The 16588-nt window shown below is 55.0% G+C and carries 14 protein-coding genes; 8 read left to right on the forward strand and 6 right to left on the reverse strand.

Annotation, left to right across the window (positions count from 1 at the left end; genetic code table 11):
• Window positions 1-39: 39 nt before the first annotated feature.
• Both CEJ42_RS15940 and CEJ42_RS15945 read right to left on the reverse strand, forming a co-directional pair.
• On the reverse strand, window positions 40-1377 hold the full coding sequence (locus CEJ42_RS15940; protein WP_088751745.1) for a glycosyltransferase: 1338 nt from the start codon (window positions 1375-1377) through the stop codon (window positions 40-42).
• A 56-nt stretch (window positions 1378-1433) separates the two neighbouring features.
• Complete coding sequence (locus tag CEJ42_RS15945; RefSeq protein ID WP_079217848.1) at window positions 1434-2480, reverse strand: glycosyltransferase family 4 protein; 1047 nt, start codon at window positions 2478-2480, stop codon at window positions 1434-1436.
• A gap of 274 nt (window positions 2481-2754) precedes the next feature.
• On the opposite strand from CEJ42_RS15945, the gene glmU reads away from it, so the two are divergent.
• The gene (gene glmU, locus CEJ42_RS15950; RefSeq protein WP_079217847.1) at window positions 2755-4113 is read left to right on the forward strand and encodes a bifunctional UDP-N-acetylglucosamine diphosphorylase/glucosamine-1-phosphate N-acetyltransferase GlmU; all 1359 of its coding nucleotides are present in this window, start codon (window positions 2755-2757) and stop codon (window positions 4111-4113) included.
• A gap of 69 nt (window positions 4114-4182) precedes the next feature.
• Here the strand turns inward: glmU and CEJ42_RS15955 are convergent, their stop codons facing one another.
• A complete protein-coding gene (locus CEJ42_RS15955; protein WP_088751746.1) occupies window positions 4183-4662 on the reverse strand; it encodes an Lrp/AsnC family transcriptional regulator in 480 nt (159 codons plus the stop codon).
• A 191-nt stretch (window positions 4663-4853) separates the two neighbouring features.
• Between CEJ42_RS15955 and glmS the strand changes: the two genes are divergently transcribed.
• From glmS to CEJ42_RS24650, 3 genes are all read left to right on the forward strand, one after another.
• Complete coding sequence (glmS, locus tag CEJ42_RS15960; RefSeq protein WP_079217845.1) at window positions 4854-6671, forward strand: glutamine--fructose-6-phosphate transaminase (isomerizing); 1818 nt, start codon at window positions 4854-4856, stop codon at window positions 6669-6671.
• A gap of 211 nt (window positions 6672-6882) precedes the next feature.
• Entirely contained in the window at window positions 6883-7317 is a 435-nt protein-coding gene (locus CEJ42_RS24645) for a hypothetical protein (protein WP_129587749.1), read from the forward strand.
• A gap of 64 nt (window positions 7318-7381) precedes the next feature.
• Complete coding sequence (locus CEJ42_RS24650; protein WP_129587750.1) at window positions 7382-8170, forward strand: hypothetical protein; 789 nt, start codon at window positions 7382-7384, stop codon at window positions 8168-8170.
• 143 nt (window positions 8171-8313) lie between these two features.
• Here CEJ42_RS24650 and CEJ42_RS15965 read toward each other — a convergent pair whose 3' ends face one another.
• Genes CEJ42_RS15965 through CEJ42_RS15975 form a run of 3 tightly spaced genes read right to left on the reverse strand, consistent with a single transcriptional unit; the run spans window position 8314 to window position 11555 of the window.
• Window positions 8314-9240, reverse strand: coding sequence for a TniQ family protein (locus CEJ42_RS15965; protein ID WP_338064261.1), 927 nt, complete (start codon window positions 9238-9240; stop codon window positions 8314-8316).
• Complete coding sequence (locus CEJ42_RS15970; protein WP_129587751.1) at window positions 9236-11017, reverse strand: TnsD family Tn7-like transposition protein; 1782 nt, start codon at window positions 11015-11017, stop codon at window positions 9236-9238. The genes CEJ42_RS15965 and CEJ42_RS15970 overlap by 5 nt, the downstream gene beginning before the upstream one ends.
• A gap of 19 nt (window positions 11018-11036) precedes the next feature.
• Entirely contained in the window at window positions 11037-11555 is a 519-nt protein-coding gene (locus CEJ42_RS15975; protein WP_129587752.1) for a helix-turn-helix domain-containing protein, read from the reverse strand.
• 121 nt (window positions 11556-11676) lie between these two features.
• Here CEJ42_RS15975 and CEJ42_RS15980 point away from each other — a divergent pair, with 121 nt between their 5' ends.
• The 4 genes from CEJ42_RS15980 to CEJ42_RS24660 all read left to right on the forward strand — a co-directional run bounded on the left by CEJ42_RS15980 (window position 11677) and on the right by CEJ42_RS24660 (window position 16567).
• Window positions 11677-12018: a DNA-binding protein gene (locus CEJ42_RS15980; RefSeq protein ID WP_207760443.1), complete on the forward strand. Its 342-nt coding sequence runs from the start codon at window positions 11677-11679 to the stop codon at window positions 12016-12018.
• A gap of 184 nt (window positions 12019-12202) precedes the next feature.
• Complete coding sequence (locus tag CEJ42_RS15985) at window positions 12203-13192, forward strand: PDDEXK family nuclease (RefSeq protein WP_129587753.1); 990 nt, start codon at window positions 12203-12205, stop codon at window positions 13190-13192.
• Window positions 13189-15225, forward strand: a complete 2037-nt coding sequence (locus tag CEJ42_RS24655; RefSeq protein WP_129587754.1) for a hypothetical protein — start codon at window positions 13189-13191, stop codon at window positions 15223-15225. Before CEJ42_RS15985 ends, CEJ42_RS24655 begins: the two co-directional genes overlap by 4 nt.
• A 4-nt stretch (window positions 15226-15229) precedes the next feature.
• Window positions 15230-16567, forward strand: a complete 1338-nt coding sequence (locus CEJ42_RS24660; RefSeq protein ID WP_129587755.1) for a hypothetical protein — start codon at window positions 15230-15232, stop codon at window positions 16565-16567.
• Window positions 16568-16588: the final 21 nt, after the last annotated feature.

The raw sequence follows: 16588 nt of genomic DNA on the forward strand, positions 1-16588 counted from the left end.
AGACCCAAGAGGTAATTCATTGCCCGACGCGTTCACGCGTCATATTGCACGGTTGAACTCGTTTCGCGTCCAGAAATCGCGCAGGATGTTCCAGCACCTGGTCGATTCCTCCTGCGCCGCAACGGCAGACACCACCTGGCCTTGCTGCTCGTGAATACGGAAGAAGCTAAGGGCCTCGGTAAGATAGACGGTGCTGCCCTTCAACGCGAGGTTGATATAAATGGCGACGTCGGATGCCCAGGATATCTCCTGGTTGTCGACCGACATGAAATCCGGCTTTATCTCAGCAAGCTCTGCCTTGCGGAACATCACCGTGCTCGGCTCCCCGACGAAATTGACCTGCGTCGACAGCAACGCCGTACCCAGCGACAAGCCGTCGATGACGGAGTCGGCCTGAACCGGCAATTGAGTCGCGGTGATATCGGGCAGGAAATTGCCGTCGCGGTCGATGCGCTGGCGTTTGGACGTCGCCAGGGTGATGTCGGGGTTGCCGGCAAAGGCCGCGACCATTCGCTCGACGCAATTCGGCGCCAGCAGGTCGTCGTCGTTGAGGAACTTGATGAACTCGCCCCTGGCTTGCTCAAAGCAGAGGCAGTGATTGGAGCGCCCGATGTCGGTCCCGGCCTTGGGATTGCGCATGTAACGGATACGGTCATCGCTCTCCCTGTATTCGCGCACGATGTTCTCGATGGCGTCGGTCGGACAATCATCCGTTATCAGGATCTCGATATTGCGATAGGTCTGGGCGATCGCGCTTTCCAGCGCCTGGCGGAAATAAGCGGCCTTGTACGAAGGCATGACGATACTGACCAGAGGGTCGGCGCCCGCCGGGATCTGCCGCTGCGGCTTGCGGAATTCGACGATCAGCTGAGAAGACTCGCGATATTCCCGATTGTTCATCATCGGATCGGAGCTGACGCCGTATTGGCAACGCCCGACCACTTCCAGGCCGACCAGTTTGCCGATGCGCACGAGCTCTTCCTCGTCGTAAATCCACTCATGGCCCCACCAGCGCATGGCGATGTTGAGCCGCTGGCATCGGCTCGACGTCCAGGGCATGCCGAAACGTGCCCAGTCGGGATGAATCTGATTGTTCACGTAGTCGCCGATCATGTACTCCAGATCAGGCATGGCGAAGCGGACGATGCCGCCCGGCTTGAGCACCCGATGGCACTCATGCAGCAGGCGGATGCCCTGGTTGGCGCCGACGTGCTCGAAGAAATGCTCGCTGTAAATCCCTGTCACGGTCCCGCGCTCCCACGGAAGCTGCTTGGTCAGGTTCAGGTGCATGTCGGCGCCGGGCGCATCGAGATCGATGTTGACGAAACCCTCGAAACGTTTGCCGCCACAGCCAAGATGGAGGTAGATGGGATGCATGCTCGTCACTTTTTGATGGTCATCACGTTGAATAAACTCTGTCGGATCCGGTCCGTTCAATAGCCCAGCTTCTTGATCTCCGCCTGCGCCTGCGCCCGATGAATGATGCGCTCGAATTCATCGGCCCAGTCGCTGGTCAGGTTCTTGAGCAGCAGGCTCTTTCCCCCGCGGGTGATGCTGCGGCGCACGTCGTCGCTGGTGAGCACCATGCGCAGGTTGGAGGACAGCATCTCGACATTGCCCACCGGGTGCATCATGGCGTTGTGCGCATGGCGCAGGCCGATGTGGCGGTAGGTCTCCAGGTCGGAAAGGCAGACCGGCACTTCCAGCTCGAAGGCTTCCCAGATGGTCAGCGGCTGCGATTCGCTGTAGCTGGCCAGCACGTAGGCGTCGGCCGACGCCAGGTAGCACAGCGTCTCCTCGTTGGGCAACTCACCCAGGAAACGATAGCGTTCCGGCATGGCATCGGCCAGCTTGCGGGCGCCGTCGGAGAGCTGCAGGAACTTGCCGATGAACACCACTTCGACCTGGTTGCGCAACTCGGCCGGCATGGCGTTGACGGCCATGATGGTGTCTTCCATGCGCTTGCGCGGCTCGATGGTGCCGATGCAGACGATGCGTTTCTTGTCCTTCGGCTTGGGCTGCAGGTCTTCCTGGCGGTAGATGGCGTCGTTCCAGAACGGCAGCACGTGCGCCATGGCGGGACTGTCGAACAGGAAACTGCCGTAGACGATGCGCTGGTACTCGGTCTGGAAAACGATATGGGACGCATGCCTGAAGCCCGGCGCCAGCTGCGGGAAACGCAGGATCATGTCGCGCCCGACCTCGGCCTCGTGGATCCACCACACCACCGGCACCTTGGGGCCGGCTTCGGCCACGTGGGCGCCTGCCATCAGGGTATTGGCCACCACCAGGTCGGCGCTGTCGATGTTCTTGACGATGGGAATACCCAGCGCTTCGAACTTCTTCCTGATCTCGCCCTCGCCGTCGATGCGCGGCATGACGTACACCTCGTGGTTTTTCACCAGCCGCTCCGCCAGGCGCAGCATCGCGGTGCTGGCGCCGGTGGTGTAAAACTCGTCGTTCAACAGAAGGATCTTCATGCACTTTCCAGGAATGCGCGGGCCGTTGGCGAGGCCGGTTGTATTTGTCTGATGCCTTCGCCGCTTGTCTCCATGGCAATTTTCCTGTGTGCAACTCGCGGCAACGGGCGTGGCCCGGGCAGATTGCCATCATAATTGCCGCACGGCCACGCAAAGGGCCGAGCACAAGCGCAAATGCCCTTCAGCTTTACATTTGAGCAATCCCTCCTCTGCCGGGGCGCAGGCTGCATGCTAGACTTTGCGCTCCTTTCTACCGCCTGACACGACGCCTCACATGAACATCGTCATCCTCGCCGCCGGCATGGGCAAACGCATGCAATCCGCCCTCCCCAAGGTCCTGCATCCGCTGGCCGGCAAATCGCTGCTGGGCCACGTGGTCGACACCGCCCGCTCGCTGTCGCCGGCCAAGCTGTGCGTGATCTACGGCCACGGCGGGGACGCGGTGCCCACCGCCTTCGCCGATCAGGGCCTGGCCTTTGCCAAGCAGGAACCGCAACTGGGCACCGGCCACGCCGTGATGCAGGCGCTGCCGCACATCGACGACGGCGCTTCCACGCTGGTGCTCTACGGCGACGTCCCGCTGACCACCGCCGCTTCGCTGCAACGCCTGCTGGACGCGGCCGGCAGCGACAAGCTGGCGGTCCTGACCGTGACCCTGGACGACCCGACCGGCTATGGCCGCATCGTGCGCGAGAACGGCAAGATCGTCGCCATCGTCGAGCAAAAGGACGCCAGCGAGGCGCAGCGCGCCATCCGTGAGGTCAACACCGGCATCATCGCCGCGCCCACCGCGCAACTGCGCAAATGGCTGGCCAACCTCTCCAACAACAATGCCCAGGGCGAGTACTACCTGACGGATGTGATCGCCGCCGCCGTGGCCGACGGCGTCGAGGTGGTCTCGGCGCAGCCGGACGACGTGGCCGAAACGCTGGGCGTCAACAGCAAGGTACAACTGGCCGAGCTGGAGCGCGTGCACCAGCTGAACATTGCCCGCAAGCTGCTGGAAGCCGGCGTGGGCCTGGCCGACCCGGCCCGCATCGACGTACGCGGCACGCTCGAGTGCGGACGCGACGTCGCCATCGACGTCAACTGCGTGTTCGAAGGCCGCGTCACCATCGCCGAAGGCGCCGTCATCGGCCCCAACTGCGTGATCCGCAACGCCAGCATCGGCGCCGGCGCCAGCATCAAGGCCTTCACCCATATCGAAGACGCCGTGGTCGGCGCCGGCGCCCAGGTCGGCCCCTATGCGCGCCTGCGCCCGGGCACCGAGCTGGCGCGGGACGTCCATGTCGGCAACTTCGTCGAGGTCAAGAACAGCATCATCGGCGTGGGCAGCAAGGCCAACCACCTGGCCTACGTGGGCGACGCGGATGTGGGCAGCGGCGTGAACATCGGCGCCGGCGTGATCACCTGCAACTACGACGGCGCCAACAAATTCCGCACCGTGATCGAAGACGACGCCTTCATCGGCAGCGACAGCCAGCTGGTCGCGCCGGTGCGCGTGGGCCGTGGCGCCACGCTGGGCGCCGGCACCACGCTGACCAAGGACGCCCCGGCCGGCCAGCTCACGCTCTCGCGCGCCAAGCAGCTCTCGCTGGCGGGATGGCAGCGCCCGGTCAAGATCAAGAAGTAATCGTCGGCAATCCAAAGAAAACGGCCGGTCCCGCGCATCGCGGGCCGGCCGTTTTTTTATCGGGCAGGCTCAGGCGCGCGGAGCGTCGATCGGCACCGCCGTCTCGAACTTGCTGCGCAGGATGGAGAAATAGCTGCGCACGTTGCGCACATTCCTTTGCGAGGCGAACAGCCGGTGCGCCAGCGCGTGATAGGCCGGCATGTCCGCCACCAGCACCACCAGCACGAAATCCGGCCCGGGCGACACCCGATAGCATTGCTGCACCGCCGGCTCATCCTTCACCGACGCCTCGAAGGCCTGCTGCTCCTCCTCGCCCTGGCGGTCGAGCGTGATCTCGACGATGGCCGTCAGCGCCGAGGCCAGCTTTTCCGGATCCAGCAACGCCACCTGGCGCGCGATCACCCCCGCCTCGGTCAGGCGCTTGACGCGGCGCAGACAGGTCGGCGGCGACGCATGCACCGCTTCGGCCAGCTGATGATTGGTCTGGCTGGCATCGCCCTGCAGGGCCTTGAGGATGCGGCGGTCGAGGTCGTCCAATTCCAGCTTCATGAGACTCAACGAGGATTTATGAGATTTAAAGAGGTTTAATTGAAATTAAATTTCACCAAAACAAAATTTATTTATAATTATTTCAACATGGATTTATCAAGCAATAATAGTTCATATCAAGCCAATTTTAGAAATCTTATTTCACATCCGCTCGCCTAATATGACCTCACATTTTTTCAACGAGGTGTCCCATGTGCGGTATCGTCGGCGCAGTTTCGCAACAAAACGTCACTCCCATCCTGCTTGAAGGCCTGAAGCGCCTCGAGTACCGCGGCTACGACTCCTGCGGCGTCGCCCTGCATGTGGACGGCAAGCCGCAGCGCTCGCGCAGCACCTCGCGCGTGGCCGACCTGCAGGCGCAGATCGCCCAGACCGGCCTGGCCGGCTTCACCGGCATCGCCCACACCCGCTGGGCCACCCACGGCGCGCCGGCCACTCACAACGCCCACCCGCACTTCTCGCGCGACCGCGTGGCGCTGGTGCACAACGGCATCATCGAGAACCACGACGAACTGCGCGCCGAGCTGCAGGCCGCCGGCTACGTCTTCGAGAGCCAGACCGACACCGAAGTCATCGCCCACCTGGTCGACCACATGTATGACGGCGACCTGTTCCACACCGTGCAGCAGGCCGTGCGCCGGCTGACCGGCGCCTACGCCATCGCCGTGTTCTGCGCCGACGAGCCGCACCGCGTGGTGGCCGCGCGCCAGGGCTCGCCGCTGATCGTGGGCGTGGGCGAAGGCCAGAACTTCGTGGCCTCGGACGCCATGGCGCTGGCCGGCACCACCGACCAGATCATCTACCTGGAAGAAGGCGACGTGGTCGACCTGCAGCTGCAAAAGGTCTGGATCGTCGACGCCGCCGGCAAACCCGCCGAGCGCGAAGTGCGCACCGTGCAGGCCTTCACCAGTGCGGTCGAGCTCGGCCCGTACCAGCACTACATGCAAAAGGAAATCTTCGAACAACCGCGCGCCATCGCCGACACGCTCGAAGGCGTCGTCAGCATCATGCCCGAGCTGTTCGGCGACAAGGCCTACAAGGTCTTCAAGGACATCGATTCGATCCTGATCCTGGCTTGCGGCACCAGCTACTACGCCGGCCTGACCGCCAAGTATTGGCTGGAATCGATCGCCAAAATTCCGGTCAACGTCGAAATCGCCAGCGAGTACCGCTACCGCGACAGCGTGCCCAACCCGAAGTCGCTGGTGGTCACCATCTCCCAGAGCGGGGAGACCGCCGATACGCTGGCCGCGCTCAAGCACGCGCGCAGCCTCGGCATGCAGCACACGCTGACCATCTGCAACGTGGCCACCAGCGCCATGGTGCGCGAATGCGAACTGGCCTACATCACGCGCGCCGGTGTGGAAGTGGGCGTGGCCTCGACCAAGGCCTTCACCACCCAGCTGGCCGCGCTGTTCCTGCTCACGCTGGCGCTGGCGCAAACCCGCGGCCTGCTGACTGAAGAACAGGAAGAAGCCCATCTCAAGGCGATGCGCCACCTGCCCGCCGCGCTGCAAAGCGTGCTGGCGCTGGAGCCCAGCATCGCCGCCTGGGCCGAAGCCTTCGCCCGCCGCGAGAACGCCCTGTTCTTGGGCCGCGGCCTGCACTACCCGATCGCGCTGGAAGGCGCGCTCAAGCTCAAGGAAATCACCTACATCCACGCCGAAGCCTACGCCGCCGGCGAACTCAAGCACGGCCCGCTGGCGTTGGTCACCGACCAGATGCCGGTGGTCACGATCGCGCCCAACGACGCGCTGGTGGAAAAACTGAAGTCCAACATGCAGGAAGTGCGCGCCCGCGGCGGCCAGTTGTACGTCTTCGCCGACGGCGACTCCCACATCGCCTCAGCCGAAGGCTTGCACGTGATCCGCATGCCGGAGCACTACGGCGTACTGTCGCCGATCCTGCACGTGGTGCCGCTGCAGCTGCTGTCGTACCACACCGCACTGGCGCGCGGCACCGACGTCGACAAGCCTCGCAACCTCGCAAAATCGGTCACTGTCGAGTAAGAATGGTGGTGAGGCGCATTTGTGTTGTAATTGAACAATAAAGTTCGTAATGAAACAATAAAGTTCGTAAGGACGAGAGCCCGTGCGGGGCTCTCTGTTTTGAAACAATAAAGTTCGTAAAAATCGTCTGCAGACATTCCAAAACTAAATAGTACGGTGCCATCTCCCGTAGAGAAAATTAAAAGAAAATACGGCTTCCGATTTCTAGCTCGTGGCCGAAATGTCCTTTTCCCTTAACAAAATCTCCTCAGTTGAGTTCCTCGAACAAATTCGTAACGTACTCCAAGATGCCTTGATTGCCGGTGAATGGCCAGGCTACACATCCATCCGTGAAGAAGTTCGCGTTCGCTGCGGCAGAAAGCCCCCCCATGAACTTACTCGCCAAGAGATAGGAGCTTTCTGGAGCGAGTTGCTAGAACAAAAAAAAACGGCGAAGAAAGGCGGAAGAAGTTCAGAGATGCTGATCACTGCCATGTGGGAAATAGCTCTCCAGGAAGCGACGAAGGAAATAAACCGTATCGAAGCTGAAAAGCCAACGGAATCTGCATTGATCAAGCGGAACCAGAATCTTCAAGAAGCACTCACCCGAACGCTTCAAAGGTGTGCTGCGCAAGAGGCGACAATCCTCCGTCTCCAAACTTCTTAATTGGCCAGTCGGCATTGGCAACAGGCTAGAGCTTGCCTGACTAGAAGCCTATCAAATTAGAGTAATGAAAAACAAAGATCTTGGCGACAAGCCGACCGAGTTGATGACGGCCGTCCTCGAAAACGACTTTCTCAAAAACAAGGTGTGGCCAACTTATGTGCAGTTCCTGGACGCAATACGAGCAAGGTATGGCTACAGCCCCAGTGCAACAACCGTCGAAATTTTCTTTCAGAGAGTTTGGCGAGATCTATCTCCCAAAGCTGGAGCAAAGCCATCACCTCCTCTTTCATTTGCACGGTTCGCTCGAGAACTACTCAGCACAAAAGCAGAGAACTCTCCTGCTGAACAAAATTCCGGCACAGAATATTTTCAGCCCCAGCCGATCCAGAGGCACTTCAGTGCATTGCAGAATGAAGTAACCGAATCTGCCAAGCTGTTGCGCACTCGAGAATTACTGGTGCTAGCTCGTGATCGATGGCGACAGTCCTTGCAAATACACAAAGCAAAAATCCAGTCTTTGGAGGTCAAGCATGCGATACAACTTCGTGTCGGAGATGAACTTCGTCAGAAAAACCTTCGCGACTTTAATGATGCCCTTGTCGCATTTTCTGAAAACAAGCTGCTTTTGGTACAAAGTTATCAGGAAGATTTCGAGACGCTAAGAATCGCCCTAGTCGAAAGTGAACGACATAGAAAGCAATGCGCGGAAGAAGCTGAAGAATGGAAAGAGAAGTACACCCTCAAAGCGAGACAATGGGCGCACTTAAAGGTACAGAAGGAGTCGCTTGCGTTCAGACTTCGTGCGTATGAACCAATGCTAGTGCCAGACAAATTTAAGAAAAAAGAGACTTAAAAATCCCTCGCAAGAATCTTCGTATGAGATTTTGTGTCACGATCAGAGGATAAAAATAGAGCGCGGGTGCTGCTCGTGCTGCGCTCAAAAACTCTTTCGCAAACTGACTCATGGTGTCTCCTAAAAGATTGATGCGGATTGCACTAAGGATGCGAAGACCTCAGCAAACGCCTGAGTTGAATCTCACCGTCCATTATGCGCCAAAGCTCTGAGTACTTTTCGTCAGAAGAAATGGCAACTAATAGCGCGAGTAAAGGCCCTTGAACAATTTCTAGCCCTTTTCTTTGGGACAGTGCCTTTCGACTAGTACGTCGAAATAAAACGGGAAACTTAGAATATAGCCAACCCCTTGGGTAACTTTGCATAAGTCCTTCAGGCAATGCCTCGCTACTTTCATTGAACTGGGGCGCTAGCAAGCTCCCCACATAGCCACTGAATCTCGAATACGCAATTTCCCCAACTCCATACCTCGTTATGGAGACCGCGGTGCTGGCAAACCTTGTGATAGCCGGATATCTTTCATCCCAATTATCATCCTCATCAATCCCTGGCATGACAGGCCATCGGCTCAGAAAATCTGAAGGAGCCACATCAAATGGCCGCTTTTCGGCGACAGTTACTAAGGTCGTGGAATGTATCGGGCACTTTACATATACATTGAGTTGTAGGTCTCTCGACCAATACGAAAATCCCAGTTCGGCCATCTGAGTTTCAGCACATTCGCGACAGAATATCGCGGACTTCTTCTCATCACTCAAACGAAGAACGAACTTCTCTGCTCGTAGCTCCCTCATCAAGTCTGCTGTCTCGCTATGGTCGAAGAGATTGAAGTAATGGGCGGCATAGTGCTCCGCGACAAGCGCGTCGATATCCATGCCCAGTTGATCTGCTATATAGCTATGAACTGACACATCTGTCAGTGAATGAACATCAAAAAGATGGCGTAAAAATAAATACGTCGCACCGAACTCGGACAGCAACGCCATTCGGCCAAGATAGCCATTGATAAGCTCTCCAGGGGCAATCTGGAAGAAATTTACGCTATAGAGATCCGTCTTCGGAGTACTAATTCACTTCTCCACTAAAAAGGTCAGGTAGATTTATCCCAATCGCTCGTTGCGAAAGCTGCTTTAGTGCTCGCCGCGTAAGCGGCAATCTCTCTAGTTGAGCCAGCATGGGCCTAATGGATGGTTGGCGTCGGCAGATATCGCCGATCGACACGAATTTTCTACTGCGGTCCTCTTCGTACAGCACAAGAATCGTATGGAGGATAGTGCTAGCAAGCTCTGCATCACGGCGGTGCCATTCGACTCCCGCGTTTGGAGCCCTGCCCTGCTTCGGTAGATTTCGACATTGATCCGACAACCACTCTGGATCATTTCGATATAGCCACGCGTAAACTGAAGGCTGAATAGCCCTCAGCTCAGAGGTAGATAAGCCTGGACTTTCCAAACTTAGCCGGCACCATTGCTCTTTATTCTTTTCCTCAATACGGCGGTATTTCTCTGCCATCCACTGACTATGGAGATGCGGAGAAGTACGAAGAGTGCGCGTAACGACTTGGATGCTGACCCCGCAGTCTGCCGCAACCAGAGCCTTATCCAAACCTTGCCTCAATCCAGCAACTATCTTCTCCCTAACCTCCGGGAACACAGTCTTAGGGCGCCGACCAACTTCAATCCCGATCTGGGCCGCCCACGCTTGAATTGTGCCTACATCAACCCCTAATCTGGCGGCAGCAGCTCTGCATGAAAGCTTGTCATCGAGCAGAAGCTTTCCGATCTCCTCGCGCCTCTCCGGCCTTGAATGCTCGAAATCCAGCTGGAGCGTATCCGCGTTCACACAGAACTGGCCATCACAGAACGCGGGAGGTAGATCGCTAGCTAGCGCCAATCGCTCAAACTCCTCCCAGCTTCCATACAAGAACGATATGAACAGCGCATGATTCAGAGGATGAATGTGCCCACGACCACCAAACACACGGCCGAAGATCGAAGCCGCTGCCTTCTCATGATCTACGTAGAGGAAAGTCTCCAGTTTGGAGAGAGGTTGCAGATACTCCCGAAATTCCGCCACACAATTCAACCTGGAGACCTTCTCATTCTCGCCAAATTTCTCTTTGATGCGATTGCGATAGAGGGCCGCTATGTTTTCTGGCACGAGGCCGCCATCAAACTTCGATATACCTAAATTTATCTGAGCAATCCGTTGCAAAAGCAGATGTAGATGCCCATCAGGGTAGGCCAACAACGGGAGGCAATAGCTGGGGATTTGGTCTGGCAGATACCAAAGAAAACGCCCAACACCATTAGCTTTGATGTCGGCATCGGCCAGCACATTACCGTGATAGGGGCAGCACAGTGTCCCTGGCAGCTGGTGGCAAACATGCCAGTATGCAACGAAGAAGCTCTCGCGATCAGCTGCGGCACAAACGGGACATATCCGCAATGGATGATGTGCCCGAAACCGCCCACTAATTAGACCCAGACGGTATTTCAGCCCACCGATGCCACCTGAAGACAGCCCCCGAAGAACAGAGTCTTGTTCCGCCTCACTCCGAAGAAAAAGAAAATAGGGAGCGATGCTGTGATGGCGCAAGATTTCATTGCTGTCGCCGAACATGCCAAAGGTCGAAGAGACAAAATGATCCACCCAGGAAGGTAGATCGTGCTGCGAACCTTGAGTGTGATGACCGAAAAGTCGCCTACACGTAGTAGTCGCATTCTCCCCGGAGAGCACATGAATTCGGCTGACCAAACTATATACTGTCTCGTCCGGGAACCACGTTCGGACACCAAACTCGTCCGTGAATGGAAGTGGGTACTGAATATGACCAGACACCTCCATCAAGGACTCCTCAGACACTCTATTCAGGTGCTGTTATGGGCGCCTCTACTCTCTCATCGATCACGGCCATTGTCGCTGCGAGTAGCCCTTCATCGACTTGCCCCGCTATAGCGAATTGCACATAAAGGAGCCGACACAACTCCATACGTCTTTTACGGGAGAGTGAGGTGTGCAGCCCCTCCCACACTGAAATCCTATTCTGGATTTCATCAAGCAATTCCCAGTTAAATTTCGTTGCTACCTTGAATTGCTCTCGCTGCCCACTAATGACGTAGTCAATATCTACGCCTTCGGCTTGAACGCGCACCAGATATTCAACGTTGGGCACTCGCAGCCCACTTTCGTAGTTCACTTGAGTTTGCTTAGCAACCTCGCCAATCCTGGCAAGTTCGCCCTGGGCCAAATTCAGCCTCAGGCGCTCACTCCTCAGTCGTTCGTGTATAGCCATTGGTATTCCCGCCCCATCAACATGGGTCAATAATACCAACGAACGTAATTCAATACAAAATGTATTAAAACGAACGAATACCGCACCCATCACAAATATGAAAGGTGCCAAAAGAAATCGATAATTTTAAATTTAAATATTTTTGCAACCACAAATATAAATCACTATACTCAATTATGTAAACAAAATAGTAATTAGTAAATATTAGTGGTTGACTTATGGCTACGATCATTTAACAATACCGCCGCCCTTGCCCACCATAAAAATGCCAAGAAACAACCTTTCCCCCGATGAGATCAAGGCTCTATTTCGGCGCCATGGAGAAACTTTGGGCAATTGGGCGGACGCGCACGGATTCAAGCGACAAGACGTCTATTCCGTATTAAACGGAAAGACGCGCGGTTATCGGGGCGAGGCCCATCGAATTTTCGTTGCTCTTGGAATGAAGGCGCGAGACGAAGTGGTCGGTCTTTATCCGGACGAGGACAAAATCACAGCAATCGACAACTACCTAAAGGGAGAAAACGCGCAAGGAAGGGAAATAGAAGCCTGAATAGCACAAAGCCAATCAAGCTCTTGCAGGAGCATAGATTGGCTTTTTGAGAGTGCTGTCTGAGAGACACACTCATGTTGTCACGACGGTAGCCGGCCTGTCAAGCAGACCGGCTCCAGTTGTGCGTCTCGCTATTCATCCCCCGAATTTTCCTCCGATGCCCAGGGGCGTCGGGAGTCCTATCGTGTCCAAAGCGATGAAAAAGTCAGTTCGCATGACGGGTGACCGCACTAAGCTCATTTATAGCCGGCAACCACTCGGCCTCTGGCAGGATAGCTACGTCCCAAGCATTCTGGCCACAAAAGGGGAAGCGCCAAATATAAGCGGCGCTCGCCGAATTTTCTCCCTCAAGCTTGGACGCACACTTCACTGCCTGTCTCCAGCCGAAGCTTCTTTGGCTCGGTTGGCGGACTACCATCCGGCCGTTTTCGAAGTGCATGAACAAAAAATGTTGAGCCCTTTTCCGGCGCCTCATCCCTTGGATGGACACCCACGAAGCAAGGGACTGTTCCTCCCTCCAATAAAAGGAACTCTTGATGTCTTAGAGCGTGAAGGCATCGCGCAAAAGCAGGGGCGAATACAGATCCGCCAGACTAAAGATGCAGACCAATACACGGACGTTGCCATTCCCTATATAGGGGATCTGCTATTGTTTTTAGAGGATCAGGAAGGTCCGTATTGCCTCAACTGGAACATCAAAAGCACGGCAGAAGGCTTCGAGGTGGCGCCGAGAGACTCGCTGAGAAAAACTCGCGGACTGACGCCGTCTGAGCGCGCCCAGCTGGAGCGTCAGTATTACCTCGACGCTGGCATCAGAACTCTCGACCTCACGCCAGACAAGTTCTCCAGCCAATTTTTAGACAACCTGACATGGATCTTTAGCCAGCTTGAATCGCTGGAAGAAAACCCTGCACCGTTTAATCATACGCTGTTCAAATTCTTTCAGTCAGCATTTGCCACAAAGCCTAGCTCATCACCAAATGAATTGATAGCGCTGGCCGCGTCCCAACACTCGTATCCTGAGCCATACATAAAGAGACAGTTTTGGGGATGCATCTGGACCCGCCAATTGAGCGTCGAACTCTTTGAACCAATCTTCAACGACGCGCCTCTGCAGCCGCAAGCCAAAGACCCGCTGGCTTTCTACGATTTCTATTTCCGGCGCCAATCATGAAAAAGGGCGAAAAACTCCACTGTCCAGAGGGCTTCCAACAGTTGTCGCCCCATGAACACGTCTACTTTCTCCATCGCGATGATCAAAGAGTACTCCTAGTACGCTTTCGGAAATCGGCAAATGAGAACCGGGCCGATGTCCTACGAATCGAAAATGATGACTTCGATCTAGGCATACGCACCAGCAAAATCATCTCCGTCGATAAGCAACTCTTCGTACCACCGTGGATGGAGACACTAGCTGAATCTGGGATTGACCTAAGCAATATTGATTCACAACGCCCTAACGCCAAACGAACTCACCGAGACAGGGTCAATAAAACACTATCCGTGATTCAGCCGATCATTAAAGAGAAAGATAGCCTTTATGCAACGCAGAATTTCACAAAGGCCCTGAGCGCGCTCTCAAAGACGGCCGCAAGCACCGCAAACAGCGTCCGTGTCCGACTATGGTTCTTGTGCTTCGAGCTCTTTGGAGATATCAACTTCGCCCTTTTTCCAGCTTTTCAAAATTGTGGGAAAACGACCCAATCAGAGATCGAAAAAAAACGTCAAGTTGAAGGCAGTCCGCTCAATAAGTTAGGGGCTCCGTCGAAACTCAAAGGAAAGTCACATGGTTTCCCGATGACAGACGACCTAAGGGAGAAATGCCTGCAGGCGTTCCGAGCGCACAACCAAGTTGGAAGAAGCATGTCCGAATGCTACCGTGTGAGCCTGACCGCGGCATTCAATGTAAAGATCGTCAAAAATGAAAATGGGCTCTACGATTTTGTGCCAGAAAGTTCAGATCCGTATCCGTCCTTACGTCAGTACAAATACGCTATCTATAAGGCCTTACCTCGCAAGCGTGTTGAACAGAGCATTTACGGATCAAAGGAAATTCGTCTTAGCAGACGCTCTTCGCTAGGCCGATCGTACGGAAATCTTCGTAACATATATGAGCGTGTCGAGGCCGACGGCGTGTATACCAAAACGCGCCCCCGTGGCGTGCTAGGTGACTACGCCATGCCGCATATTTGCAAGATCGCCGGCGTAGACGGACTAAGCGGTGCAACTATCGGGATAGGTTTCTCCTTTGAAAAAGAAAAGGGCTTTGCCTACAGCTCGATGCTCTTCTGTGCTGCAATCGACAAGGTTCGATTTTGCGAACTTTTCGGACTAGAAATCTCCCCCGAAGAGTGGCCATGTATAGGCATACCGAGATTCATGCTCGTTGACCGAGGGCCTGGTAGCGGTAAAGAATTCCAGCAAATAGCAGAGGAGATATTTTCCAGTTCTGGAATTACTCCAGCTGGAGAACCCAGGAGCAAGCCTAACGTCGAGGGCTCCCACCCCCGCCATCGAAAGTACAATCAGTCGCCTGGATATGAAGTCAGTGACATGAATGTCATCCAGATGATCAGAAGTCTAATTCTTGAAACAATCCGCGATAACGATACATCGTCGGCAGAGCTACGCCTTACACCTAAAGAGACGATGGCCGGTGTGAAACCGACACCACTAGGTATATGGCAACATTACGATGCAATAGGAAGATCAGACGCAGTTCAGATGCCCTTTGAGACTGCGGTTAGAAGATTCCTGCAGCCGCTGGAGGCTGTCATAGGAATCGATGGAATTTACTGGAACGACTATCGTTTCTACTCGAGTGCTCTCTTGGATTGCCCCACCTACGAACGGCATGCAACAGCGAGAACACGGGCCAAGATCGAAGGCTATTACCTTTCCACATGTGTCCGATATATTTGGATCGAAATTGACAACCGACTTCTCCAGCTTGCCGCCATGCTTCCGCACTTGGATGATCAGGAGCAACGCTACGTCTCAGCGGAGGAAGCGAACCACTATCATCTTCAGCGGATGCATCAAGCTCTTGCCCTACGCCACCATCAAGCGGCAGCAAGGACATACTATGACCAGAAAGCAAAGCAACAAATCGGCAAGTCGTACTTACGATCACAGCGAAGATCTGGCCGGCCGAAGCTCACCAGAGACGCAATACGTGAGATTCGCGTTCTGAGAAAAATCCTCTAAACCCATGGACCTTCAATCTGAAATGGAGTCGAACCCATGGCTCCATCCGTATATTCCGCTCTTGGACGATGCAGAGATTGTGCGCCGCGCTCAGCGCGAACCTGCCCCGTTCAATGGCCCGCTCTCCTTGGGAATTGGCCCCACTCTTCTTCGCAACAAATTGGAAGAGATTTTCGTCTGCACTCCGTCAGCGACGAAGATCCTGAGGCACTTGCTAGGCATCAGTATGGGCCACCTCCTAGAGAGCTACCCATCTCCTCAGGAATTTGTTCAGAGACTCTACAAAAAGGAGCATGGGTTCAAAGCGCTCCCAAATGGACAGAGAAAGATGACTCTTATAACGGGCTTGAGCGGGACTGGAAAAAGCCAGGTGATGCAAGCGCTATCACGTATCACTCCATCTTCTTGCACCATCAGCGGCATTCCTTATCACGCCGATGTTGAAAATGAACCTCTGTGGATGAGGGAAGTTTCCGCACACGAATCACTTAAATCGCTACTTACTTCATTTGTTCGAGTAAATGCTCCGAAAGCGTACGAACAGTCAGCCTCTGTTATCGCATACAAGAAAGGTGTCGGCCGCATTGCCGTCGATGAAGTCCAGTTTCAAACAATGTCGGCATCAGCCATTACGACAACCACGAATACACTAAAAAAACTGTCTGACATCGGCCCGCCTCTAGTCGCATGCTGCAACTACAGCCTCGTCCACAAAATTCGCAATAGAGCACCACATGAGGTACGAAATAGAGTTCTAGCCGACGCGCACGTGCTTCTCCCTGATACTCCGGACAGCAGCGAATGGAGAATCTTTATTGAAACCATCGTACGTGTCGCCGGATCTTGGCTGGATATTTCTCTAGAAAAGGATCTGGACAGCCTCTACGCATACTCGCACGGAATAAAGAAGAACGTTGTTGACCTCGTGTGCTATGCCTTTCAACAGATGCTGGAGGACGGTAAGGAATCAATCCAAATCGAAGGAATTCGGCGAGCCTACATATCAGTCCGTTATGAAGCCCAACGATCAGATATCAACGCACTATCCAAGATCGCATCTGGAGTAAAGCAAACGCGACCAGACACCTCACTGGTCTGTCCGTTTGAGCTTAGTGAAAACTACACATCCAGTGTCAAGAATTTCTGGGAGGGCTTATATAAGGGCCAAGCCATGGCAGCGGTGCACAAGTCAGCTGCACCAATACAACCGCCTCCGCAGATGCCTACCTCAACTCAGAAACCTGTAGCTCAGCCGAAGGTTCGGAAAAAGCGTAGTAACGCGAAAGAATTAATGGAGAGTTCTATGCGCTTCGCAGCCAACCTGGCACAACCAAGCCGATAGATGACAAACCGTTCGTTCAAA

Source organism: Herbaspirillum robiniae (genome assembly GCF_002213415.1).
Lineage (GTDB): Bacteria > Pseudomonadota > Gammaproteobacteria > Burkholderiales > Burkholderiaceae_D > Herbaspirillum > Herbaspirillum robiniae.

Bases quoted from the DNA above. Each gene is read 5' to 3' on its own strand.
- CEJ42_RS15940 (WP_088751745.1), bottom strand. From the start codon at position 1,377: ATGCATCCCATCTACCTCCATCTTGGCTGTGGCGGCAAACGTTTCGAG.
- CEJ42_RS15945 (WP_079217848.1), bottom strand. From the start codon at position 2,480: ATGAAGATCCTTCTGTTGAACGACGAGTTTTACACCACCGGCGCCAGC.
- glmU (WP_079217847.1), top strand. From the start codon at position 2,755: ATGAACATCGTCATCCTCGCCGCCGGCATGGGCAAACGCATGCAATCC.
- CEJ42_RS15955 (WP_088751746.1), bottom strand. From the start codon at position 4,662: ATGAAGCTGGAATTGGACGACCTCGACCGCCGCATCCTCAAGGCCCTG.
- glmS (WP_079217845.1), top strand. From the start codon at position 4,854: ATGTGCGGTATCGTCGGCGCAGTTTCGCAACAAAACGTCACTCCCATC.
- CEJ42_RS24650 (WP_129587750.1), top strand. From the start codon at position 7,382: ATGAAAAACAAAGATCTTGGCGACAAGCCGACCGAGTTGATGACGGCC.
- CEJ42_RS15970 (WP_129587751.1), bottom strand. From the start codon at position 11,017: ATGGAGGTGTCTGGTCATATTCAGTACCCACTTCCATTCACGGACGAG.
- CEJ42_RS15975 (WP_129587752.1), bottom strand. From the start codon at position 11,555: ATGGGTGCGGTATTCGTTCGTTTTAATACATTTTGTATTGAATTACGT.
- CEJ42_RS24655 (WP_129587754.1), top strand. From the start codon at position 13,189: ATGAAAAAGGGCGAAAAACTCCACTGTCCAGAGGGCTTCCAACAGTTG.
- CEJ42_RS24660 (WP_129587755.1), top strand. From the start codon at position 15,230: ATGGACCTTCAATCTGAAATGGAGTCGAACCCATGGCTCCATCCGTAT.